The organism is Streptomyces sp. NPDC048269, from assembly GCF_040652395.1.
Lineage (GTDB): Bacteria > Actinomycetota > Actinomycetes > Streptomycetales > Streptomycetaceae > Streptomyces.
Map to the genome: position 1 here is coordinate 1 of NZ_JBEZLW010000071.1, position 19,551 is coordinate 19,551.

Annotated in this window: 23 protein-coding genes and 3 pseudogenes; 16 read left to right on the top strand and 10 right to left on the bottom strand. The window is 70.4% G+C overall.

What is annotated here, in order from left to right:
* Nucleotides 1–458 precede the first annotated feature (458 nt).
* Nucleotides 459–854, top strand: coding sequence for a carboxymuconolactone decarboxylase family protein (locus tag AB0D48_RS35310; protein WP_215150402.1), 396 nt, complete (start codon nucleotides 459–461; stop codon nucleotides 852–854).
* A gap of 3 nt (nucleotides 855–857) precedes the next feature.
* Nucleotides 858–1,085 carry a hypothetical protein gene (locus AB0D48_RS35315; protein ID WP_362406740.1) on the top strand — a complete coding sequence of 76 codons (228 nt, stop codon included), beginning with the start codon at nucleotides 858–860 and terminating at the stop codon, nucleotides 1,083–1,085.
* 62 nt (nucleotides 1,086–1,147) lie between these two features.
* Here the strand turns inward: AB0D48_RS35315 and AB0D48_RS35320 are convergent, their stop codons facing one another.
* On the bottom strand, nucleotides 1,148–2,248 hold the full coding sequence (locus AB0D48_RS35320; RefSeq protein ID WP_362406742.1) for a sulfite oxidase: 1,101 nt from the start codon (nucleotides 2,246–2,248) through the stop codon (nucleotides 1,148–1,150).
* 64 nt (nucleotides 2,249–2,312) lie between these two features.
* Between AB0D48_RS35320 and AB0D48_RS35325 the strand changes: the two genes are divergently transcribed.
* The gene (locus tag AB0D48_RS35325) at nucleotides 2,313–2,747 is read left to right on the top strand and encodes a TfoX/Sxy family protein (protein WP_362406744.1); all 435 of its coding nucleotides are present in this window, start codon (nucleotides 2,313–2,315) and stop codon (nucleotides 2,745–2,747) included.
* 35 nt (nucleotides 2,748–2,782) lie between these two features.
* On the opposite strand, the pseudogene AB0D48_RS35330 reads toward AB0D48_RS35325, so the two are convergent.
* Nucleotides 2,783–3,163: pseudogene (locus AB0D48_RS35330) on the bottom strand (hypothetical protein); the annotation flags it as partial.
* A 236-nt stretch (nucleotides 3,164–3,399) separates the two neighbouring features.
* Between AB0D48_RS35330 and AB0D48_RS35335 the strand changes: the two are divergent.
* Together AB0D48_RS35335 and AB0D48_RS35340 are read left to right on the top strand one after the other, a co-directional pair.
* Nucleotides 3,400–3,734 (top strand): annotated as a pseudogene (locus AB0D48_RS35335) (metalloregulator ArsR/SmtB family transcription factor).
* Nucleotides 3,734–4,438, top strand: a complete 705-nt coding sequence (locus AB0D48_RS35340) for a cation transporter (protein WP_362406746.1) — start codon at nucleotides 3,734–3,736, stop codon at nucleotides 4,436–4,438. The pseudogene AB0D48_RS35335 and the gene AB0D48_RS35340 overlap by 1 nt, the downstream one beginning before the upstream one ends.
* Before the next feature lie 116 nt (nucleotides 4,439–4,554).
* Here AB0D48_RS35340 and AB0D48_RS35345 read toward each other — a convergent pair whose 3' ends face one another.
* Nucleotides 4,555–5,517, bottom strand: a complete 963-nt coding sequence (locus tag AB0D48_RS35345; protein WP_362406748.1) for a class I SAM-dependent methyltransferase — start codon at nucleotides 5,515–5,517, stop codon at nucleotides 4,555–4,557.
* A 135-nt stretch (nucleotides 5,518–5,652) separates the two neighbouring features.
* Between AB0D48_RS35345 and AB0D48_RS35350 the strand changes: the two genes are divergently transcribed.
* From AB0D48_RS35350 to AB0D48_RS35370, 5 genes and pseudogenes are all read left to right on the top strand, one after another.
* Complete coding sequence (locus AB0D48_RS35350) at nucleotides 5,653–5,874, top strand: hypothetical protein (protein WP_362406798.1); 222 nt, start codon at nucleotides 5,653–5,655, stop codon at nucleotides 5,872–5,874.
* A gap of 575 nt (nucleotides 5,875–6,449) precedes the next feature.
* The gene (locus AB0D48_RS35355) at nucleotides 6,450–6,788 is read left to right on the top strand and encodes a hypothetical protein (RefSeq protein ID WP_362406751.1); all 339 of its coding nucleotides are present in this window, start codon (nucleotides 6,450–6,452) and stop codon (nucleotides 6,786–6,788) included.
* Complete coding sequence (locus tag AB0D48_RS35360; protein ID WP_362406754.1) at nucleotides 6,764–7,567, top strand: sulfite exporter TauE/SafE family protein; 804 nt, start codon at nucleotides 6,764–6,766, stop codon at nucleotides 7,565–7,567. Before AB0D48_RS35355 ends, AB0D48_RS35360 begins: the two co-directional genes overlap by 25 nt.
* Nucleotides 7,567–7,830: a cation transporter gene (locus tag AB0D48_RS35365; protein ID WP_362406757.1), complete on the top strand. Its 264-nt coding sequence runs from the start codon at nucleotides 7,567–7,569 to the stop codon at nucleotides 7,828–7,830. Before AB0D48_RS35360 ends, AB0D48_RS35365 begins: the two co-directional genes overlap by 1 nt.
* A gap of 9 nt (nucleotides 7,831–7,839) precedes the next feature.
* Nucleotides 7,840–8,052: pseudogene (locus tag AB0D48_RS35370) on the top strand (HAD-IA family hydrolase); the annotation flags it as partial.
* Between the two features lie 92 nt (nucleotides 8,053–8,144).
* Here AB0D48_RS35370 and AB0D48_RS35375 read toward each other — a convergent pair.
* The 4 genes from AB0D48_RS35375 to AB0D48_RS35390 all read right to left on the bottom strand — a co-directional run bounded on the left by AB0D48_RS35375 (nucleotide 8,145) and on the right by AB0D48_RS35390 (nucleotide 11,721).
* The gene (locus AB0D48_RS35375) at nucleotides 8,145–9,488 is read right to left on the bottom strand and encodes a hypothetical protein (RefSeq protein ID WP_362406760.1); all 1,344 of its coding nucleotides are present in this window, start codon (nucleotides 9,486–9,488) and stop codon (nucleotides 8,145–8,147) included.
* A gap of 132 nt (nucleotides 9,489–9,620) precedes the next feature.
* Entirely contained in the window at nucleotides 9,621–10,619 is a 999-nt protein-coding gene (gene trxB, locus AB0D48_RS35380; RefSeq protein WP_362406763.1) for a thioredoxin-disulfide reductase, read from the bottom strand.
* Nucleotides 10,620–10,623: 4 nt separating this feature from the next.
* On the bottom strand, nucleotides 10,624–11,043 hold the full coding sequence (locus AB0D48_RS35385; protein WP_013000197.1) for an arsenate reductase ArsC: 420 nt from the start codon (nucleotides 11,041–11,043) through the stop codon (nucleotides 10,624–10,626).
* Between the two features lie 48 nt (nucleotides 11,044–11,091).
* On the bottom strand, nucleotides 11,092–11,721 hold the full coding sequence (locus AB0D48_RS35390; RefSeq protein WP_362406768.1) for an arsenate reductase ArsC: 630 nt from the start codon (nucleotides 11,719–11,721) through the stop codon (nucleotides 11,092–11,094).
* Nucleotides 11,722–11,797: 76 nt separating this feature from the next.
* Between AB0D48_RS35390 and AB0D48_RS35395 the strand changes: the two genes are divergently transcribed.
* Genes AB0D48_RS35395 through AB0D48_RS35405 form a run of 3 tightly spaced genes read left to right on the top strand, consistent with a single transcriptional unit; the run spans nucleotide 11,798 to nucleotide 13,996 of the window.
* Nucleotides 11,798–12,112: a metalloregulator ArsR/SmtB family transcription factor gene (locus AB0D48_RS35395; RefSeq protein WP_362406771.1), complete on the top strand. Its 315-nt coding sequence runs from the start codon at nucleotides 11,798–11,800 to the stop codon at nucleotides 12,110–12,112.
* Nucleotides 12,113–12,152: 40 nt separating this feature from the next.
* Complete coding sequence (locus tag AB0D48_RS35400) at nucleotides 12,153–12,944, top strand: MIP/aquaporin family protein (protein ID WP_362406774.1); 792 nt, start codon at nucleotides 12,153–12,155, stop codon at nucleotides 12,942–12,944.
* Nucleotides 12,941–13,996 (top strand): ArsO family NAD(P)H-dependent flavin-containing monooxygenase, encoded by a 1,056-nt coding sequence (locus AB0D48_RS35405; RefSeq protein WP_362406777.1) that lies wholly within the window; start codon nucleotides 12,941–12,943, stop codon nucleotides 13,994–13,996. The genes AB0D48_RS35400 and AB0D48_RS35405 overlap by 4 nt, the downstream gene beginning before the upstream one ends.
* A gap of 23 nt (nucleotides 13,997–14,019) precedes the next feature.
* On the opposite strand, the gene AB0D48_RS35410 is transcribed toward AB0D48_RS35405, so the two are convergent.
* The gene (locus tag AB0D48_RS35410; RefSeq protein WP_362406780.1) at nucleotides 14,020–14,757 is read right to left on the bottom strand and encodes a TIGR02391 family protein; all 738 of its coding nucleotides are present in this window, start codon (nucleotides 14,755–14,757) and stop codon (nucleotides 14,020–14,022) included.
* A 250-nt stretch (nucleotides 14,758–15,007) separates the two neighbouring features.
* On the opposite strand from AB0D48_RS35410, the gene AB0D48_RS35415 reads away from it, so the two are divergent.
* The gene (locus AB0D48_RS35415; RefSeq protein ID WP_362406783.1) at nucleotides 15,008–15,823 is read left to right on the top strand and encodes a sulfite exporter TauE/SafE family protein; all 816 of its coding nucleotides are present in this window, start codon (nucleotides 15,008–15,010) and stop codon (nucleotides 15,821–15,823) included.
* Between the two features lie 58 nt (nucleotides 15,824–15,881).
* Here AB0D48_RS35415 and AB0D48_RS35420 read toward each other — a convergent pair whose 3' ends face one another.
* Both AB0D48_RS35420 and AB0D48_RS35425 read right to left on the bottom strand, forming a co-directional pair.
* Nucleotides 15,882–16,376, bottom strand: a complete 495-nt coding sequence (locus AB0D48_RS35420; protein WP_362406786.1) for an N-acetyltransferase family protein — start codon at nucleotides 16,374–16,376, stop codon at nucleotides 15,882–15,884.
* A complete protein-coding gene (locus tag AB0D48_RS35425; RefSeq protein ID WP_362406789.1) occupies nucleotides 16,373–16,735 on the bottom strand; it encodes a metalloregulator ArsR/SmtB family transcription factor in 363 nt (120 codons plus the stop codon). The genes AB0D48_RS35420 and AB0D48_RS35425 overlap by 4 nt, the downstream gene beginning before the upstream one ends.
* A 114-nt stretch (nucleotides 16,736–16,849) precedes the next feature.
* On the opposite strand from AB0D48_RS35425, the gene AB0D48_RS35430 reads away from it, so the two are divergent.
* Both AB0D48_RS35430 and AB0D48_RS35435 read left to right on the top strand, forming a co-directional pair.
* The gene (locus AB0D48_RS35430; RefSeq protein ID WP_362406792.1) at nucleotides 16,850–18,217 is read left to right on the top strand and encodes an NAD(P)-binding domain-containing protein; all 1,368 of its coding nucleotides are present in this window, start codon (nucleotides 16,850–16,852) and stop codon (nucleotides 18,215–18,217) included.
* 5 nt (nucleotides 18,218–18,222) lie between these two features.
* Nucleotides 18,223–19,479 (top strand): MFS transporter, encoded by a 1,257-nt coding sequence (locus AB0D48_RS35435; protein WP_362406795.1) that lies wholly within the window; start codon nucleotides 18,223–18,225, stop codon nucleotides 19,477–19,479.
* Nucleotides 19,480–19,551: the final 72 nt, after the last annotated feature.

Below are 19,551 nucleotides of genomic sequence, written 5' to 3' on the forward strand. Positions count from 1 at the left end.
CGGTCGGCGCACCCGCGCAGCGGGCCCCGACGACGATGGCGTCGTAGGTCGTGTTCGTCATGGCGTCACCTGCCGGTCGCTGTTCTTCCACGCTATCCGCGGACCCAGGGCGGCGCCCCCGGGAGAAGGGGCCCGCGGTCTCGGCCGACTGTGCGGACGGGGCCGGATTCGTCTGGCGGCCGCGCGTCCGGGGGGCTCCCGGCCGTGAATCATGTGTCACCGGACGATCACCATCCGTGCCGAGCGTCCCGTGGGGCGGCCTCTCCGTCCGTCGCCGGAGATGGTGGAGGTGCGTAAGCTTGATGTGAGGGCCCGCCGGTGCCAGAGGGCTCTCTCCGCCGGGGCAGTGGGGTTACGCAACGGCGGTCCGAGCCCGTCGATGGCCGGTGCCGACACGCTCGCGACCAGCGCGGGCGAGCCTGGTCGGGCACGCGGAGCCTTCGGAGGAGGCTGTTTTCATGACGACCACGGTCAGTCGCGCCGACGTCGAAGCGGACATCAAGGAAACCCTGGGCCTGGTGCCGCACTTCTTCCAGAGCATTCCGACCGAGCTGCTGGGCCCGGAGTGGGAGATCTTCAAGCGGATCGAACTCGGCGAGACGCTGATCCCGAACAAGTACAAGGAGTTGATCGGCGTCGGGCTGCACGCCGAGACCAAGTGCCGGTACTGCAGCCTGTTCCACGCCGAGGCGGCCAAGCTCTTCGGTGCCACGGACGAGGAGATCCAGGAAGCCGTGCACTACGCGAAGGCGAGTCTGGGCTGGAGTGCCTACATCAACGGCATGCAGGAGGACTACGACCAGTTCGCCTCCGAGCTGGGCCAGGTCGTCGAGTACGTACGCTCCAAGGGCTGACCGATGCTGCTGGAGAGGCTGCGCCCGGCGGTACTCCGCGGCACGTTCCACGTGTACGAACTGTCCGCACTGGTCACGGCGGCCCGCTACGTCGTGGAGTCCGCTCCGGCCGACGTACCGGCCGAGTCGCTGGACCATCTCCGTCAGCTGCTCGACGATTACGACCGGCAGGTGCAAGACCTGCCGGCCGCGGCCGCCCAGCCGACACGAGGCGGCCCCGCGGCAACGTGAACGGCAGAGATGCCACCATGTCCCGCTGTCCCGTCCATCCCCGTCCATCCCGGTGCCGGGAGTCAGCGGCACAGGACGGGGACTCGCTGGACGGCGTTGTTGCCGAAGCCGCCACGGTTCCATGGCTGTTCGAGGGGCTGGGTGCGGCCCGAGGCGTCCGTGGCCCGGACCGTCAGGGTGTGACTGCCCGGGGTGGCCGTCCACTCCGTGTGCCAGGCCTGCCAGGCCGCCGGATGCGGCCCGGGCGGCTTGACCTCGGTGTCGGCCCACGTCAGCCCTCCGTCAGGACTGAACCCGACCCGTACGACCGGCCCGTGCCCCGACCAGGCACGGCCTTCCAGCCGTACGGGCCCTGGGTGCACGACGCGGGTGCGGGACATGAAGTCCGGGAATCCGGGCGGTACGAGCAGGGCGCGCGGCGCGATCCGGGTGACTGGTTCGCCGGGCTCCTCCGGGGTCTGCCGGTAACGGTAGGCGACCGTCTGCTGGAAGCCGGTGAACGGGCGATCGACGAGAGTGATGTCGCGCAGCCATTTCACGTGGGCCATGCCGTACCAGCCGGGGACGACCAGACGGACCGGGTACCCGTGCTGCGGGGGCAGTGGCGTGCCGTTCATGGCGTAGGCGATCAGTACGTCCTCGCCGACGGGCAGTGGAAGACTGCGCTGGTAGTCCTGCTCGACGCCCCGCTCCACGCCGTGGTCGGCGCCGGTGAACACGGCTTCGACGGCATCAGGCCCTACCCCGGCCGCGTCGAGCACCGCCTGCAGAGGCACGCCCGTCCAGTCGGCGCTGCCCACGGCCTCGACCAGCCAGGGCTGGCTGACGGGCCTGGGCGAGAGCCGGGCCCGGCCGTTGCCCGCGCACTCCATGGTGACCCGGGTCGTGACGGCCGGGAGCGCGCGGAGGGCGGCCAGGCCCAGCCTGAGCGGCGTGCGGACCGTCCCGCCGACGGTCAGCCGCCACTCGTCGTCGTTCGCCACGGGGATGTCGTAGTGGACCAGCACGTAGTGCAGCCCCGCCGGTGTGACCTCGTAGCGCAGCGCCTCCAGCGGCATCCCGTGGTTGCGCGCAGCGAGCGCCAGCTCCTCCGCGCCGATGCCTTCACCGGCATCCGCCACGCGACCGGGGCTGCTGACATCGCTCAGGGACGGCGGTTCCATGCCCCCATGGTCGCGCGAGGCACTCCGCCCGGCACGTCACGGGGCCCCGCGGGAGAGTGGGCGTATGACGTACGACGAAGGTCTGGCCCAGCGGATCAGGGAGCAGCTCCGCGAGCGGCCGGACATCACCGAGAAGCGGATGTTCGGCGGCCTGTCCTTCCTTCTGTGCGGGCACATGAGCGTGGGCGTGGTCGGCGACGAGCTCATCGCCCGGGTGGGTCCGGACCGGGCCGAGGAGGCGCTCGCCCGGCCGGAGGCCCGGCCCATGGACTTCACCGGGCGCCCGATGCGCGGCTGGGTGACGGTCGGAGGCCCTGCCCTCGCGGAGGACTCCGTCCTGCGGCACTGGGTGACGGCGGGACTGGCCGGGTTTGGGGGAGGCGGTGCTGCCGGACGGCGTCGCCGAGGGCGCTCGAGAGGGTGGCCAGGCACCGGTAGAGGGTCGTCCGGCCGCGGCCGGGCTAGCTGGCTGGTGACGAAGGCCGAGATGTGCCGGTGAGCGAGCTGATCGAGCCTGAGGGTGCCGAACGCGGGGACGAGGTCGTTGCGGACGTAGTCGCGGTACCGGGCCATCGCCGTCGGCTTCACCACGAGGGCCTTCCCGGTCAGCCAGGCGTTCAGATAGGCGGCGACCGTCTGGTTCGGGTCCGCGTCGAACCCGCCGGCCTCGCCCTCGAGGAACCGGCGCAGGGCCTGCTCGGCCGAATCCTGGCTGGGGAAGCCGCCCCGCCGCACCGTCGTCCGGCGACGGACTGGGGCGGGGAGGTCCACGGCGAAGTTCACGTTCCGTGGTCGCTGTCGGTGAGCAGGTGAGGGCAGTGTGTACCGAGCTGGTGTTGGTGGGTGTCTCTGCAGCCGCAGCGGCGGTAGATGCGGCCGCGGCCGGCGGTGGTGCGCATGGCAATTCGCCTCCACGAGGTGGAGAAGGGTCTGGCACGTTCAGCCTGCGACCACACGCGACCCCCACGCCCGTCGGATGTATGGTGACCTGCGGGTTTCCCTTGTCCGGGCGCCAAGGGCGCGGCCGTGACAGTCAGGGCCGCTGTTTCCCCGATCGCGGCGCCGACCCAGGTTCCAGGAGGCGAGGACTCGGCCTGAGGCAACGTCGATCCACGGTTTCCTGAATTCAAGATTCCTTGTACTGTCGTTGTGTGCTGACCGTCGCTCCTGACATTGAGGTGCTGGCCGTTTCGGCCGCGCGCTCGCCGATCCGATCCGCTGCCGCCTGCTGCTCGCGCTGCGCCAGGCTCCCGCGTACCCGTCCGATCTGGCCGACCAGCTCGGGATCTCCCGGACCCGGCTGTCGAACCATCTCGCCTGCCTGCGCGACTGCGGCCTGGTCGTCACCGTGCCCGACGGCCGTCGCACACGCTACGAACTTGCAGACGAACGCCTCGGCCACGCCCTGGACGACCTGCGCAGCGCCGTCGTCGCGATCGAGGCCGACAAGACGTGCCTGCATGCCGAGACGGAGGGCTGCTGCTGATGGCCTCGACTTCGCTGGTTCCGTCGCTGGCCCGCCGTGATGTGCTGGCCCGCCGAATACGCCTGCTGGTCGCCGCCACCATCACCTACAACGTCATCGAGGCGATCGTCGCGATCACCGCCGGGACGCTCGCCTCCTCCACCGCCCTGATCGGCTTCGGCCTCGACTCCGTCATCGAGGTCTCCTCCGCCACCGCGGTCGCCTGGCAGTTCTCCGCCCGCGACCACGCTGTGCGCGAGGCGCGGGAGAAGGTCACGCTGCGGATCATCTCCGTGTCCTTCTTCGCGCTTGCCGCATACGTCGGCGTCGACTCGGTCCGCGCGCTGGCCGGTTCCGGTGAGGCCGACCGCTCTATCGCCGGTATCGCCATCGCCGTCCTGTCGCTCGCGGTGATGCCGTTCCTGTCCGCCGCCCAGCGCCGGGCCGGTCGCGAAATCGGCTCGGCCAGCGCGGTCGCCGACTCCAAGCAGACCCTGCTGTGCACCTACCTCTCCGCAGTCCTCCTGGTCGGTCTGGTTCTCAATGCCGCCCTCGGCTGGTCCTGGGCCGACCCGGCCGCCGCGCTGGTCATTGCCGCTGTCGCGGTCAAGGAAGGTCGTGATGCATGGCAGGGCGAGGGCTGTTGCGCCCCCGCCCCGGCTGCTTCGCCGAGGAGCGAGGCTGGTGGGTGCGACTGCCGGCTCGGATGCGACTGCTGCACCTGACCTCACCGGCAGGGCGCTGAACTGGACCGCTGGCGAGGGCGGATGACGGCAATTGAACCCGCGCTACAAGCTTGGGAATGAGGTTGTACGCACGCTGGAACGGCCCGGGAACTGGGTCACAGGGTTCGGGTCTGAGTGACGCGCCACAATCGGCGCGGTAGTTCGCCTTCCTCGAAGCCATGGACTTCGTTCAGGGTCCAGTTGTCGGACAGTGCGCCGACCAGGTCGCGCGAGAAGAAGTGCACGGCGAAGCCGCCGTGTTCGTAGATGTCGTCGCCGTGCGGGGTGCCGGTGCCGTAGTGGCTGTCGCCGGTGTGTCGGACGGTGTAGATGAACACTCCGCCCGGCCGTAGCACTCGGTGGACCTCGTGGACCAGGGCGTGGATTTCTGGAGTGGACAGGGCCATGCACAGCAGCATGTGCGCGAAGACCGCGTCAACCGAGGCGTCCGGTAGCGGCAGCGGCTCGCGGACATCGTGGACGGCGGTGCTGATTCGATCTGCGACGTCCTGGATGCGGGCGGCCTCCTGTAGCTGCTGAAGGCCTGTGGCGCTGAAGTCGGTGGCTTGCACGGTGAAGCCCTCGCGGGCGAAGTGCAGGGCGTCGCGGCCGTGCCCGGCCCCCAGCTCCAGCACATCCTTGGCTCCGGCCGCATGGAAGACAGCGGCGGCGTGGACCGCAGCGGTGGAGGGCTGATCGCCGTACATGCCCGGGTGGGCCGAGTAGGTGTTCTGCCAGTGGTGCCGTTGCGCGTCGGCGAGACTCTGGTCGTGGCGGCGGTCGGTCAGCGCCTGGCGCAGCTGGTCGAGGCTGGGGAGACCGGCACGGCCGTCCGCTGTCGGGTACACCCGGCACGCCAGTCCCGCCGGGCGCCCGGCCTCGGCGAACGGGTCGCGTCCGTCGATCAGGAAGGTCGGCGACCCTGTGAAGCCGCGCTGTTCGGCCTCGAGATGGCCGGTGACCACGCGCGTGGTCACCGTGGCACTGTGCAGGCCGACTTCGTCGAGAGCCTGCCGCAGCAGCTCGGCCGCCGACTCGGTGTGCGGACAGTCGGGTACGACGAGGATCTCGATGTCCATGCCCCCAGCATCGCGCGCCGTCCACGGCCGGCACCACCGTCCGAGGAACGACTCGGGCCCCTGCGGTGACTACCGCTGCCTATGGCTTCTGCGTAATGGCTGGCCTTAATCGGGGCCCGACCAGTCGAAGGTGATGTGCTTGCTGGACTGACGCTCCCGCTCCAATGGAAGCCGAAGGCGTCGGCACGGTCCGCCGTGGAGCGGCCCCGGGCCGCGACCTGCCCCGGCCCGGTCATCGCCGACCTCCAGGCCCTGCGCACCACCCTCCGGACCGCGCGTGCCATGGCCGGCCAAGCGGCGGACCGGGGAGAACGCCTCGTTTGCCAGATCATCGAAAGCGTCCCCACGGGATCCTGACCCGCGCCCTGACGCACGGGCCCGAGGGTGCTGAGCGGCTACCGATGCGGCTTGGCCCAGCATGGCGCGCATGTCGCGATGCCTGCCCCTGTCGCTCCGGACGTGGTCCGGAGTGCTGCTGGTGTGCGCGCTCTTTGCCTGTCTGACGGGGCTGGCGCGTCCGGCGATGGCGATGCCGGGCCCGATGGAGATGTCGTCGCACGTCGTGATGAGTGGGCATGCTGCGGCTCCGGCCGCCGCCGAGTCGCCGGACCACGGTCCGAGCTGCCCGATGGCCCAGGAACAGTGCGTGGCACCGAAGGGCATCCTCGCCCAGGACAGCCCGGCAGTCCCCGTGCTCGCGACGGTGTCGCATGCGACGGACTGCGCGCCCGAACTCCTGATGACGCAGCCCAACGTTCCGCCGTCGGCGGCGGCACCTCTTGATCTACACCGGTTGTGCGTGTCACGGACGTGACGGTCGGCCACCCGTGAGGCGAACGCCTCGCGGGACGCCGTGTCTTCTCATGTCCGCCTCGGCACGCCCGGATATTCCGTGTGCGCGTGCCGTCGTCGCAGAACAGGAGTAACGACGCATGCCGTCGTCCGTCGCCTTGCTGATCACCGGTGCGAGTACCGGTCTGCTCGCCGGTGGTGCCTCGTGCGCAGCCGTACAGGGGGGCTTGCTGGCCGGCGCAGTGACCCGCCGCCGCACCCCCGCCTCGAAATCGACCGCCAAGCCGAACACCTCCCCGCCGGAGACCGCTACGCCGCTGGCGCCTGTCGGAGCCTTCCTCGCAGGGAAGCTCGCCTCCCACACCGTGCTCGGCGCCCTGCTGGGCGTCTTCGGCAACGCCCTGCAGCCCAGCCCTCGCACCCAGGCGGTGCTGCTGCTCGCAGCCGGGCCACCATGGTGCTGTTCGCCCTGGACCTGATCGGGGTCAAGGCCGTGGGCCGGCTGCTGCCCAGGCCCCCGGCGTCATTCGGCCGACTGATGCGCCGCAGCGCGAAGACCGATACGGTCGCCACCCCCACCCTGGTCGGCTTCGCCACCGTCCTGGTGCCCTGCGGGGTGACCCTCTCGATGGAGCTCCTCGCCATCACCTCCGGATCGGCGGTCGCCGGGGCTGCGGTCATGGCCGGATTCGTGGCGGGCATCGCACCGCTGTTCGCCCTGCTCGGCTATCTGTTCCGGCACAGCAGCCAGGCACTCTCGGGCAAGCTGGCCGGACTCACCGGTGTCGTGATGCTGACCGTCGCCGCCTGGACCATGCTCTCCGCGCTGCAGGCAGGCGGCTGGGTCTCCTTCGACTCACCCTCACCGGGCCGGCAGACCTCGGCGAGCGGCCCGTTCATCGTCGAAGGCGGCGACGGCAGCGGTTCCCGGGGCGGCGGCGACTCGCAGGAGCCGCCCGAGACCCCCGTACGTACGGACGCATCCGGGCGACAGATCATCACGCTGACCGTGACGGACTTCTACGCCCCCACTCAGTTCACCGCGAAGGCCGGTGTACCCACCACATTGGTGCTGCACGGCAAGGACTCGGGCGGCTGCGCCCGGGCGTTCACCATCCCCGAACTCGGGGTGCAGGAGATCGTCAAACGCGACGGTGACACCGACGTCGACCTGGGCACCCGCAAACCGGGAACCCTCCGTTTCACCTGCGCCATGGGCATGCAGACCGGCGCCATCGACTTCAAGAAGGACCTGTGATGAAGCTCTTCGGCCGCAAGAACAACACCGAAAACGACACCGGCTCTCACATCGAGCTCCTCATCGAAGGCATGCACTGCACCAGCTGCGGACTGCTCATCGACGACGAGCTGGAAGACCTCCCCGGAGTCCGCTCAGCCCGCACGGACACACGCACCGGGCGTAGCATCATCCGCCTGGAGGAGGGCGCACAGGTCGACAGCGCGGCTCTCGTCGCCGCGGTGGAAGGGGCGGGCGACTACATGGCCCGGCTCGCCGACTGACATCGCGCAGTCGGCATGGCCAAACCTGATCCGGCGATCTATTGGCTGGCCCTGGACCGGATCGGCCTGCCCGCCGAGCGGTGCGTGTTCGTGGACGATCACGCTGTGAACCTTCCGCCGGCCGCCGAGCTGGGCATCACGACCGTCCACGCCACAGATGAGGACGCGGCTGTGGCGGAGCTCGAGGCCCTTCTGGGAGCTAGTGCGGTCCTCGCGGGGTGATGTTGCGGCTGATCAAGGGCGGCCTGTCGGCATTGGCGCGAGCGACCGCGGCCTTCTGGGAGTCGACCGGCTCCCAGAAGGCCTGCGTACGATCAGCGCAGACGGAGGCGGCGCAGCGCCATCACGGTGCCGTCGGGGTGCAAGGAGACGGGGCCGCGCCACTTCGCGTCCCAGGGGTCGGCGGGCCAGGAGGAGCGGAGTGCGTGCGCCTCGTGGCGGTACTGCTCGACCCTGCCTTCTCGTAGGTGCTCGAAGAGGTCCTCGGCGAGGCCGGAGAAGGCCTCGACCCGGATCCCGTTGAGGCGGAAGACGTGATCGGTGCCGACGAAGCTCTTGCCGTGGATGGTGTGGGTGACGTCTTGGACGATGCCGGTGCCGGCGTGGGTGAAGGTCTCGAAGTGCCGCTTGCCTTGACGCTTGGTGAGGTAGCGCGCTGTCGGTTCGCCGCCGCCGGTGAACGCCATCAGGCCTGCGGCATCGGCCTGGGCGAGAACGCGGCCGAACCAGCCGTGTTCCTCCGGCTGGAGGTGGTATCCGGGCAGGGTGACCGGCTTCTCGTCCGGCTCGGTGGGCACGTGGATGCCGGGGACGATGGCGCGGTCCTCGACCGGAGGGTCGAGGGTCACGGTCGTCGGCAGCTGCAGGGTGCCGTCGCCGGGGGCCTGGAGCAGGTAGACGGTGATGTTCTCGCTCTTCTTGGGGAGCGTCGTACCGAAGACCAGGGACGGAGTCTCGTTGTACGGGCCGATGTGGATGCCTTCCACGTCGGCGGAGCCGGTGGCGAGCTGCTTGTGCACCTGGGAGACGTTGCCGTGGGTGCCCTTGCAGGTCACCGGGATGACCCGGGACGGCTCACCCGGTTTCCAGACCTCCAGGAAGAAGTTCGGTCGCCGTGGGGCGCTGCTGCGCCCGGCCTCCTTGCCGGTCAGCTCCCAGCCGGCCCGCATGGCTATCTCGGCGTCGATGACCGATACCGAGTGATCCGGATACTGCGCTGCCAGCACGCGCTGGGCGAGCGCGAGGGCGAAGCCGATGCTCAGCTCGCCCGACTGGGTGGCAGCGTAGTGGCGCCGCGGGTTGCGGCCCTCTGTCGAAAGGGCCATGTAGCGGCCGTCGTTACCGGTCAGGGCTTGGCAGTACTTCAGGCTTGCCCAGTGCTCGGCGAGGCCTCGTCCGGCGCCTTGCCGGGCGAGGACGTTGGCCCGGCCCAGGGTGTGGAGGACGTCCCAAGGGGTGAGCTGGAGCGACAGGCCGAGCGGCTTCACGGGTAAGGGGCGGAGTTCCGGCTTGCGGCGCAGGGGCGCCTGGTTCTTCTCCTGCTTGGCCTTGTCGTCCGCGGCAGCCGCTTTCGCGACGCTGCCCGCCAGTTCCGTTGTCGACTGGACGGATACGTGCCACGGTTGCGCGAGATCCCTCAGTACGTCTGCTTGCTTCAAGCTGCTACCCCCTACGGCTCGTACGGGTGTCACAGGCCAACGTCGCAAGCTACGTGGGGGAGTAGGGGCGCATGAAGGGCGTACGCGCGCACATGAGGAGGGTGGCCCCCGCGCGAGGCGGGGGCCACCCCATCAGGCCTTGGCAGGCTCCAGTTCAGCTTCCGTGCTGTTCCCGTCGCCAAGCGCGGCGAGGTAGCGCTCGGCGTCGAGGGCCGCGGCGCAGCCAGTGCCGGCGGCCGTGATGGCCTGGCGGTACGTGTGGTCGACCACGTCGCCGGCGGCGAAGACGCCAGGGATGTTCGTACGGGTCGACGGCGAGGTGGTCTGGATGTAGCCCTCGTCGTCGAGGTCGAGCTGTCCGGTGAACAGCTCGGTGCGCGGGTCGTGCCCGATCGCGATGAACAGGCCGGTGACGTCGAGGTCGCGGAGCTTGCCGGTGAAGGCGTCACGCAGGACGACACCGGACAGCATGCCGCTCTTCTCCTTGATCTCGGCGATTTCGCTGTCGAAGGCGAAGGAGATCTTGTCGTCGGTGAAGGCCCGGTTCTGCATGACCTTGGAGGCGCGCAGGGTGGAGCGTCGGTGGACGACGGTGACCGAGCGGGCGAAGCGGGTGAGGAAGGTGGCTTCCTCCATGGCGGTGTCGCCGCCGCCGACCACGACGATGTCACGGTCGCGGAAGAAGAATCCGTCGCAGGTGGCGCACCAGGACACCCCGCGGCCGGACAGCTCTTCCTCCTTGGGCAGACCCAGCTTGCGGTAGCCGGATCCGGTCGCCACGATCACCGTCTTGGCGCGGTGGACGGTGCCTTCGGAGTCGGTGACTTCCTTGATGGTGCCGGTGAGGTCGACGGAGATGATGTCGTCGTCGATCATCTCGGCGCCGAACTTCTCGGCCTGGGCCCGCATGTTCGTCATGAGGTCCGGTCCGTCGATCCCGTCGGGGAAGCCGGGGAAGTTCTCGACCTCGGTCGTGGTGGTCAGCGACCCGCCGACGAAGATGGAGCTGCCGAACAGCAGGGGCTTCAGCTGGGCGCGGGCGGTGTAGAGGGCGGCGGTGTAGCCGGCGGGGCCGGAGCCGATGATGATGACGTTGTGTATGCCGTCGTCGGCGGTGGTCGCGTCGGTCACGGGATCAGCCCTGCTTCTTGGCGTCGATCTCGGCGATGAGGCCCTCGATGAGGCCCTTGATCTCGTCGCGGATGGGGCGGACGGCCTCGACGCCCTGGCCGGCGGGGTCCTCGAGCTGCCAGTCGAGGTAGGTCTTGCCGGGGAAGTACGGGCAGGCGTCGCCGCAGCCCATGGTGATGATGTAGTCGGATGCCTGCGCGGCCTCGGGGGTGAGGACCTTCGGCTTCTGGTCGGAGATGTCGATGCCCAGCTCGGCCATGGCGGCGACGGCGGAGGGGTTGATCTGCTCGCCAGGCATGGAGCCGGCGGAGCGGACCTCGACACGGTCGCCCGCGAGGTGGCGCAGGAACCCGGCCGCCATCTGGGAGCGGCCCGCGTTGTGGATGCAGACGAACAGGACGGAGGCGGCAGGAGCGGAGGACATCTGTTCTTCCTTGGGGTGAGGCGACTGCGGTGGGGATGCGAGGGGGCTTCAGGGGGCGAGCTGGGTGAGGAGCTCGGTGATTCGGGCGTCGATGGCGTCGCGGATGCCGCGGACGACGGCGATCGGCGCTCCGTCGGGGTCGGCCACGGGCCAGTCGAGGTAGCGGCGGCCGGGCATGACAGGGCAGGCGTCGCCGCACCCCATCGTGATCACGATGTCGGCGGCCTCGACGACTTCCGAGGTCAAAGGCTTGGGGTAGGCGTCCGTGAGGTCCGCGCCCGCCTCGGTGAGGGCCTGTGCGATGTGCGGCTCGACCTCGTCGGCGGGGTGGGTACCCGCGGAGGAGACGGTAACGCGCTCGCCCGCCCGGTGTGCGAGGAGAGCCGCTGCCATCTGGGAGCGGCCAGCGTTCTGGCTGCACACGAACAGGACCCGCGTGGGGCCGCTCGTCAGCCCTTGGGTGTGGGCGAGGGCGTCCAGGCGCTCGGCGGTCAGCCGTTCCGCCAGCACGATCAGGTGCGTCCGGATCCGTGCCTGCTCGGCGAGCTGGGTGTAGGAGTCGGCGAGCAGGCGGAGGACGGTCTCGGGCGCGAAGTGGCCGGCGTACCGGGAGGCGAGACGGGCAGCCCCTGCGGCCAGGCGTTCGTCCGGCAGGAGGGGTGGGGAGGGCGTGGGCATGGCGTTCCCGTTCAAAGGAGCCAATAAGGTCAGCTCGGGCTGGTGTCAGCCCCAGCTGATGTGACAGTATCAGCACATGATGACGTCAGTCGACACTGATCTGATCCGGGTTCTGGCCGACCCGCTCAGGCTCCAGATCGTGACCCTGCTCGCGCGCGAGACGCTGTGCACCACCCACCTCGTGGAGGAGACGGGTGCCAAGCAGACGAACCTCTCCAACCACCTGAAGGTGCTGCGCGAGGCCGGGGTCGTGGAGACGGAGCCGTGCGGGAGGTACATCTACTACCGGCTGCGCCCGGAGGTCATCGAAGTCCTCGCCGGTCAGTTCGCCGACCTCGCCCAGACCGCGCGTGCCACCGCCGAAGCGAACCTCAAGCGGTCCTGCCCATAGCCTTCCGCGCTTTGCCTCACCTGCCCGAGGAGACCCTGCCTTGACCGCCACTGAGCCCGTTGCCGCCCCCGCAGCGGAGAGCGACATAGCCCCCGACGAGCCCCAGCCCGCACCCGGCGCGACCCCGCCCCGCACCCCGCTCATCGCCCGCGCCGCCGCCGAGCTCGTCGGCACCGCGGCCCTGGTCACGATCGTCGTCGGCTCCGGCATCCAGGCCACCGAGCTCACCCAGGACGTGGCGCTCCAGCTCCTGGCCAACTCCACCGCCACCGTATTCGGCCTCGGCGTCCTGATCGCCCTGCTCGGTCCGCTCTCCGGCGCCCACTTCAACCCCGCCGTCACCCTGGCCGAGTGGTGGACCGCCCGCCGCGGCGGCGCCGGCGTCACCGCCCGCGAGCTGGCGGTGTACGTGCCCTCGCAGATCGTCGGCGCCATCGCGGGCGCGATCCTGGCGGACGCCATGTTCGGCGAGCCGCTGGTGAAGTGGTCCACGCACGATCGCTCCGCCGGAAACCTCCTCCTCGGCGAGGTCGTCGCCACCGCCGGCCTCATCCTGCTGATCTTCGGCCTGGCCCGCACCGACCGGCTCCGCTTCGCCCCCGTCGCGGTCGCCTCGTACATCGGCGCCGCGTACTGGTTCACCTCGTCCACGTCCTTCGCCAACCCTGCGGTGACCATCGGCCGCGCCTTCACCGACACCTTCGCGGGCATCGCCCCCGGCTCGGTGCCCGGATTCATCGGCATGCAGCTGGTCGGTGCGATCGTGGGCCTGGCGCTCGTGGCGGTCATCTTCATGCGCGGCAAGAGCGACACGGAGCAGCCCGCGGCATGACGCAGCGCACGGATGTAGTGGTGATCGGCGGCGGCCAAGCAGGGCTCGCCGCCGGCTACCACCTGCGCCGCCTGGGCGTCGAGCACGTCATCCTCGACTCGCAGGCGGCACCCGGCGGGGCATGGCAGCACACCTGGGACTCCTTGCACCTGTTCTCCCCGGCGCAGTACTCCTCGCTGCCCGGGCGGCTGATGCCCGCCCAGCCCGGGCAGACGTACCCGGACGCGCAGCATGTCGTGGAGTACCTCGCCGACTACGAGAAACGATACGAGCTGCCCGTCGAGCGCGGGGTGTGGGTCGACGCCGTACACCGCGACGGCACTTGTCTGCGGGTGGCGAGCGACTCGGGCGACTGGCAGGCACGCGCGGTGATCAGCGCGACCGGCACCTGGACCCGCCCGTTCATCCCCGCCGTCCCCGGTCGCCGTGAGTTCTCCGGACGCCAGCTCCACACAGTGCAATACAAGAGCCCCGCCGAGTTCACAGGCCAGCGGGTGATCGTGGTCGGCGGCGGCAACTCCGGCGCCCAGATCGCCGCCGACCTCGCCTCCGTGGCCGAACTGACGTGGGTCACCCAGCGTCCGCCCCGCTACCTCGCCGACGACATCGACGGCCGCGCCCTCTTCGACGCCGCCACCGCCCGCCGCCAGGCCCTCGATGCCGGCCGCACCGACACCGGTGGCGTGGCCTCCCTCGGCGACATCGTGGCCGTGCCGCCCGTACGCGCCGCCCGCGACGCCGGACTCCTCAACCCCAAGCCGATGTTCGCCCGCCTCACGCCGAACGGGGTCGAGTGGGCCGACGGCACCCGGGCCGAGACGGACGCGGTCATCTGGTGCACCGGGTTCCGTCCGGCCCTCGCCCCGTTCGCCTCACTGCGCCTGCGCGGCACCCGCGGCCACATCGCGACCGTCGGCACCCGCGCCGCAGACGAGCCCCGCCTGCACCTGCTCGGCTACGGCGACTGGACCGGCCCGGCATCCGCCACCCTCATCGGGGTGGGGCGGCCGGCCCGAGATGCCGCCCGGGAGATCGCCGGCCTCCTCGCGTGAGCCGGCAGGGCTGAGGGGGGAACTCAGGTGACGACGGTGGCGCCGTCGACCCAGCGGGCCAGAACGCTGAAGGCCGCCAGCTGCTCCAGCGCCTGGTGCTCGGGCAGTTCGGGCAGCCCGTCCTCGTGGCTGTTGGGGTTGCGGATGGCGGCGTAGCAGCCCTCGGCGAAGGCCATGGCCCCGCGGTGCACGTTGCGGTAGGTGTCGCTGCCATCGTCGTCCCTGAGCCGAAGCCGTGGCTGGCCGGGCTTGGGAAGGTCTTGGGAGAAGGCCTGCTTGAACAGGTTGGTCTCGCTGATGTCCTTGCGGCCGAGCTTGTTCTGCGCTTCGGCGTTGATCTTTCGTGCGGCTGCTGTGACCGCCTCCCGGAAGTGGCCGCTCTGCCACAAGGGGCGCGCGCCTTCCCAGGCCCAGGGGTGCATAGTGGCGGCGCTCACCTGCGGGGCGTCGTCACCGAGGCGCTGGCGTACCTCCGCATCGCGATCCAAAACGACGACCGCACGGTGGGCGGCTTCGCGGTGCTGGTACCAGCGGTTGACCCGGGAGTTGCCGGGCACCTCTTCCCGCCACCTGGGCAGCACACGATCCAGGATCTGTTCGACCACCTGGGCACTGGCGACGATGTCCTTCTCAGCACCGCTGGTGGTCTTCCTCGGCGAGAAGACCGCGATGTCACCAGGGGAATGGTTCAGGGACCGCAGTTCGGTCAGCTCCAGGAAGTGGTCCAACTCGGCGCGGGCCCAGGCGATGTCGATGCTCATGCCGGGCAGTGTGCACCCGCCGACCGACACCGAAACCCGCGTACCCGGCAGGCGGCACGTCACAGAACTGGCGCGCTCCACCAACACCCCGTCGCGCAGGAGAGGCCGCCCGCGAAATGCCCGCGCACCTCGGCGGGTGACATCGGGCGCTCGGAGGTCTGGACGAAGCCTGCGCGCACAGCCGGTGCCTTTCCCTGAAGCCGGGGTCACTTCCTAGCGCACGAGGCTGTGACCAGCAAGGATGGCCGTCATGCCGACTGACGAGCACCTCGCCCCCTTCCGCTCGACGCACGCGACGTCGGCCGTGTTCGGGGCGGGCGCAGCGATCGGTCTCCTGGGCGGGATGATCGGGCTGGGCGGCGCGGAGTTCCGTCTGCCGCTGCTGATCGGCCTCTTCGGGTTCGCCGCGCTGGCGGCGGTCATCCTGAACAAGGCGATGAGCCTGGTCGTGGTCCTGGTCGCGCTGCCCGCCCGTCTTGGCGCGGTCCCGGCGGCCGAGATCGCGGCGCACTGGCCGGTGGCGGTCAACCTCCTGGCCGGCAGCCTGCTGGGAGCATGGGCGGGAGCCACCTGGGCGGTGCGCATGCGCAGCAGCACCCTCTACAAGGTGCTGGCCGCACTGATGGTGCTCATGGCCGCCGCCCTGGTGCTCACCCACACCACCGCCTTGGGCACCCTCGATCTGCCGCTATGGGCACAGGTGCCAGCTGGTGTGGTGGCCGGGTTCGGCATCGGCGTGGTGGCCGCGATCATGGGCGTAGCCGGCGGTGAGCTGCTGATCCCAACGATCGTCCTGCTCTACGGAGAGGACATCAAGACCGCCGGGAGCCTCTCCCTGCTGGTCTCGCTGCCCACCATGCTCGTCGCGTTCGCCCGCTACAGCCGCGACGGCAGCTTCACCGTCCTCGGCGCCAACCTCCGCTTCACCGCGGTCATGGCCGCAGGCTCCATCGCCGGCGCGGTACTGGGCGGAATGCTCCTGGGCGTCTTCCCGGACCTGATCCTCATCCCCGCACTGGCCGTGCTTCTGCTGGTATCCGCGGTCAAGCTCGCCCGTCACGACTGACTTCGCCGAGACGCCTCGCACGCCGTGGGCACCCGCGGATCAAGCCGCCGGATCCTCTTCAGCCGATCAGAGAGCTCCGGCGTTCCAGCAGGATCACGTCGCGCCACACGCCGTGATGGCGGCCGATGCGCTCGCGGGTGCCGATGACCCGGAAACCGCACCGCTGGTGGAGGGCGAGGCTGGCGCGGTTCTCGGGGAAGATGCCGGACTGGATCGTCCAGATCCCCGCAGTCTCCGTCGAGTCGATGAAGGCCGTCAGCAAGGCGGAGGCGACACCCTGGCCACGTGCGGCCGGGTGGACGTAGACGGAGTGCTCGACCACACCCGCGTACGCGCATCGGTCCGAGACCGCGCTCGCGGCGACCCAGCCCAGGATCTTGCCGTCGGCGGCGATGGCGACGAAGCGGTGCTCCGCCAGCCTTCCCGCGTCGAACGCCTGCCAGGTGGGAGCGGTGGTCTCGAAGGTGGCGTTGCCCTCGTCGATCCCAGCTTGGTAGATCGCCAGGACCTCATCCGCGGGCGCTTCGGCCAGTGGCGCGATGGTGATGCTCATGCGGCCGCCGCGCGGGTCAGCAGCTGGCCCATCGCGGCGAGCACCGAGGGCTCGACCCGGTAGTACACCCACGTGCCGCGCCGCTCGGAGGACAGCAGCCCCGCCTCCCGCAGCTTCTTCAGGTGATGGGAGACCGTCGGCTGGGAGACGCCCACGTCGGAGATGTCGCACACGCATGCCTCGCCACCCTCGTGGGAGGCGACCAGCGAGAACAGGCGCAGGCGTACCGGGTCGCCCAGGGCCTTGAACATGACGGCGGTCCGTTCGGCCTCCTCGGCCGTCAGCGGGCGCTCAGACAGGGGCGGGCAGCACGCGACCACGGTCTCCGGCTCCAGCAGCGGCAACACCTTCGTAGTCATGCGCCCATCATCCGACGAAATTCGACGCATGTCTATGTTGACGAACATCGATTCAGAGTCCACTCTGGAGTCGTCAGGATATCGACAGACGTCGAATCAACTGGGGAGCCCGCCGTGAACGCATCCACCGAAACCCTGCCCGTCGTCGTGATCGGCGCCGGCCCGATCGGACTCGCCGCGGCCGCCCGCCTCATCGAGCGGGATATCGAGCCCCTGGTCCTGGAGGCCGGACCGGCCGCCGCGTCGGCCGTGCGCGACTGGTCGCACGTACGCCTCTTCTCCACCTGGTCCGAGGTCACCGACCCGGCCGCCGAGAAGCTTCTCGCCCCCACCGGCTGGGTCAAGCCCGACGGTGCCGCCTACCCGTCCGGCGGCGACTGGGCCGAGCTCTACCTCCAGCCCCTGGCCGACGTACTCGGCGACCGCGTCCGCTACAACGCCACCGTCACCGGCGTCTCCCGGTCCGGCCGCGACCGCATTGTCGACGCCGACCGCGAGACCCAGCCCTTCGTCGTCCACCTCACCAGCCCCGAGGGCCGCGAGGAGAGGATCTTCGCCCGCGCCGTCATCGACGCCTCCGGCACCTGGTCCACCCCCAGCCCGGCCGGCGGCAGCGGCCTGCATGCACTCGGAGAGAAGAGTGCCGCAGAGCAGATCACGTATCGCGTCCCCGACCTCAAGGACCCGGCTGTCCGGGCCCGGTACGCCGGCAAGCGCACCGCCGTCATCGGATCCGGCGCCTCCGCCTTCACCGCTCTGGCCTACCTCGCCGACCTCGCCAAGAACGAAGAGGACGGCACCGGGACGCACGCGACCTGGATCCTCCGTCGCGGGATCAGTGGCTCCACCTTCGGTGGCGGCACCGCCGACCAGCTCCCCGCCCGTGGCGCTCTCGGACTTGCCGCCAAGGCCGCGGTCGACGGCGGGTACGCCGATGCGGTCACCGGTTTCCGTACCGATGCCATCGAACGAGACGGGGACGGCCGGCTGGTCCTGGTCGGCGAGGACGGCCGCCGCCTGGACCCGGTCGACGAGGTCATCGTCCTCACCGGCTTCCGCCCCGACCTCACCTTCCTGGACGAGCTCCGCCTCGGCCTCGACGAGCGCCTCCAGGCCCCGGTCGAGCTGGCGCCGCTCATCGACCCCAACCAGCACTCCTGCGGCACCGTCTACCCCCACGGCGCGGGCGAGCTCTCCCACCCGGAGAAGGACGTCTACCTGGTGGGAATGAAGTCCTACGGCCGCGCCCCGACCTTCCTCGCCATGACCGGCTACGAGCAGGTCCGCTCCATCGCAGCCGCCCTCGCCGGTGACCGGGAGGCCGCCGAGCGCGTCGAACTCACCCTCCCCGAGACCGGAGTCTGCGGCGGCGCCGGCCTCTTCGACCAGCCCGAGGCCGCCGAAGAGACCGGCGGCGGCTGCTGCGCAGCTCCTGCCACCCTCACCATCGGAGCCCCCGCCACCGTCTCCGGCGGCTGCTGACCACCGTGCCCAACACACAGGCCAGCGTGGCCGCGACCGAAACGGGGGTCCGGTCGCGGCCACGCGCCGCCCTGCCCGCCCTGTGCCTGACGCAGATCACCAGTTGGGGAATCGTCTACTACGCCTTCCCCGTCCTGGGCTCCCGGATCACTGCTGACACCGGCTGGTCCCCGGCCGCCACCACCGCGGCCTTCTCCGGCGCCCTGCTCGTCTCCGCCGTGGCGGGCATCCCCATCGGCCGGGTCCTCGACCGCCGAGGACCGCGTGCCGTGATGACCGCCGGATCCGTACTCGGCACGGTGGCCCTCCTGGTGATCGCGGCCGCCCCCAATCTTGCTGTATTCAGCGCGGGTTGGATGCTCGCGGGCGTGGCCATGGCCGCCACGTTCTACCCGCCCGCCTTCGCCGCCCTTACCCGCTGGTGGGGTCCCGACCGCGTTCGCGCCCTGACGATCGTCACCCTCGCCGGCGGACTCGCCTCCACCGTCTTCGCACCATTGACCGCATCCCTCGCCGAGCACGTGAGCTGGCGGGCCACGTACGCGGTCCTCGCAGCGATCCTGGCCGCAGTCACCATCCCCGCACACGCCCTGGCGCTACGCGCCCCCTGGCCAGCCGCCCCACCGCCGCCACCCGCCATCGGGCACACCCCCATCCCGCGCAGCCGCTCCTTCATCCTCCTGGCCGCAGCCTTCACCCTCTCCAGCTTCGCCATGTACGCCGTCGTCATGGGCCTCATCCCACTCCTCACCGAACGCGGAGCAACACCCATCCAGGCTGCCTGGGCTCTCGGGCTCGGCGGAGCAGGCCAGACCCTCGGGCGCACTCTCTACGCGAGCCTGTCCGCCCGTACTCCCGTCACCACCCGCACGGCCACACTCATCGCCCTCGGCGGCGCGACCACCGCAGCCCTCGCCCTCATCCCCGGCCCCGCACCCCTCCTGGTGATCCTCGCGGTCCTGGCAGGAGTCGTCCGAGGCAACCTCACCCTCCTCCAGGCCACCGCCGTCACCGATCGCTGGGGCACCACCCAATACGGCCGTCTCTCCGGGCTCCTCGGCGCCCCAGCCCGCATCGCGGGGGCATTGGCCCCCTGGGCCGGTGCCGCCCTCGCGGGTCCACTCGGCGGCTACACCCACCTCTTCGCGGTCCTAGCCTTGCTATCCGTCGTGGCTGCCTGCCTTGCCCTGGGGGCCTCTGGGGAGAGCCGCAACCACTCGGACACTTGCCGGCCCTTAGTACTGCAACGGTGCTTGCCGTGACGGTTGGGCAGGTCGGTCGTTGGTCAGGAAATGGGTGGGGAACTTGGGGATGCCCGGTTGTGGGCTGGTGAA

Excerpts from the sequence above, each read along its gene's own strand:
- AB0D48_RS35410 (WP_362406780.1), bottom strand. The coding sequence starts at position 14,757 with ATGAGCATCGACATCGCCTGGGCCCGCGCCGAGTTGGACCACTTCCTG.
- AB0D48_RS35325 (WP_362406744.1), top strand. The coding sequence starts at position 2,313 with ATGACGTACGACGAAGGTCTGGCCCAGCGGATCAGGGAGCAGCTCCGC.
- AB0D48_RS35420 (WP_362406786.1), bottom strand. The coding sequence starts at position 16,376 with ATGAGCATCACCATCGCGCCACTGGCCGAAGCGCCCGCGGATGAGGTC.
- AB0D48_RS35360 (WP_362406754.1), top strand. The coding sequence starts at position 6,764 with ATGGTGCTGTTCGCCCTGGACCTGATCGGGGTCAAGGCCGTGGGCCGG.
- AB0D48_RS35340 (WP_362406746.1), top strand. The coding sequence starts at position 3,734 with ATGGCCTCGACTTCGCTGGTTCCGTCGCTGGCCCGCCGTGATGTGCTG.
- AB0D48_RS35415 (WP_362406783.1), top strand. The coding sequence starts at position 15,008 with ATGCCGACTGACGAGCACCTCGCCCCCTTCCGCTCGACGCACGCGACG.
- AB0D48_RS35390 (WP_362406768.1), bottom strand. The coding sequence starts at position 11,721 with ATGCCCACGCCCTCCCCACCCCTCCTGCCGGACGAACGCCTGGCCGCA.
- AB0D48_RS35395 (WP_362406771.1), top strand. The coding sequence starts at position 11,798 with ATGATGACGTCAGTCGACACTGATCTGATCCGGGTTCTGGCCGACCCG.
- AB0D48_RS35385 (WP_013000197.1), bottom strand. The coding sequence starts at position 11,043 with ATGTCCTCCGCTCCTGCCGCCTCCGTCCTGTTCGTCTGCATCCACAAC.
- AB0D48_RS35310 (WP_215150402.1), top strand. The coding sequence starts at position 459 with ATGACGACCACGGTCAGTCGCGCCGACGTCGAAGCGGACATCAAGGAA.
- AB0D48_RS35355 (WP_362406751.1), top strand. The coding sequence starts at position 6,450 with ATGCCGTCGTCCGTCGCCTTGCTGATCACCGGTGCGAGTACCGGTCTG.
- AB0D48_RS35425 (WP_362406789.1), bottom strand. The coding sequence starts at position 16,735 with ATGACTACGAAGGTGTTGCCGCTGCTGGAGCCGGAGACCGTGGTCGCG.
- AB0D48_RS35320 (WP_362406742.1), bottom strand. The coding sequence starts at position 2,248 with ATGGAACCGCCGTCCCTGAGCGATGTCAGCAGCCCCGGTCGCGTGGCG.
- AB0D48_RS35405 (WP_362406777.1), top strand. The coding sequence starts at position 12,941 with ATGACGCAGCGCACGGATGTAGTGGTGATCGGCGGCGGCCAAGCAGGG.
- AB0D48_RS35345 (WP_362406748.1), bottom strand. The coding sequence starts at position 5,517 with ATGGACATCGAGATCCTCGTCGTACCCGACTGTCCGCACACCGAGTCG.
- AB0D48_RS35365 (WP_362406757.1), top strand. The coding sequence starts at position 7,567 with ATGAAGCTCTTCGGCCGCAAGAACAACACCGAAAACGACACCGGCTCT.
- AB0D48_RS35315 (WP_362406740.1), top strand. The coding sequence starts at position 858 with ATGCTGCTGGAGAGGCTGCGCCCGGCGGTACTCCGCGGCACGTTCCAC.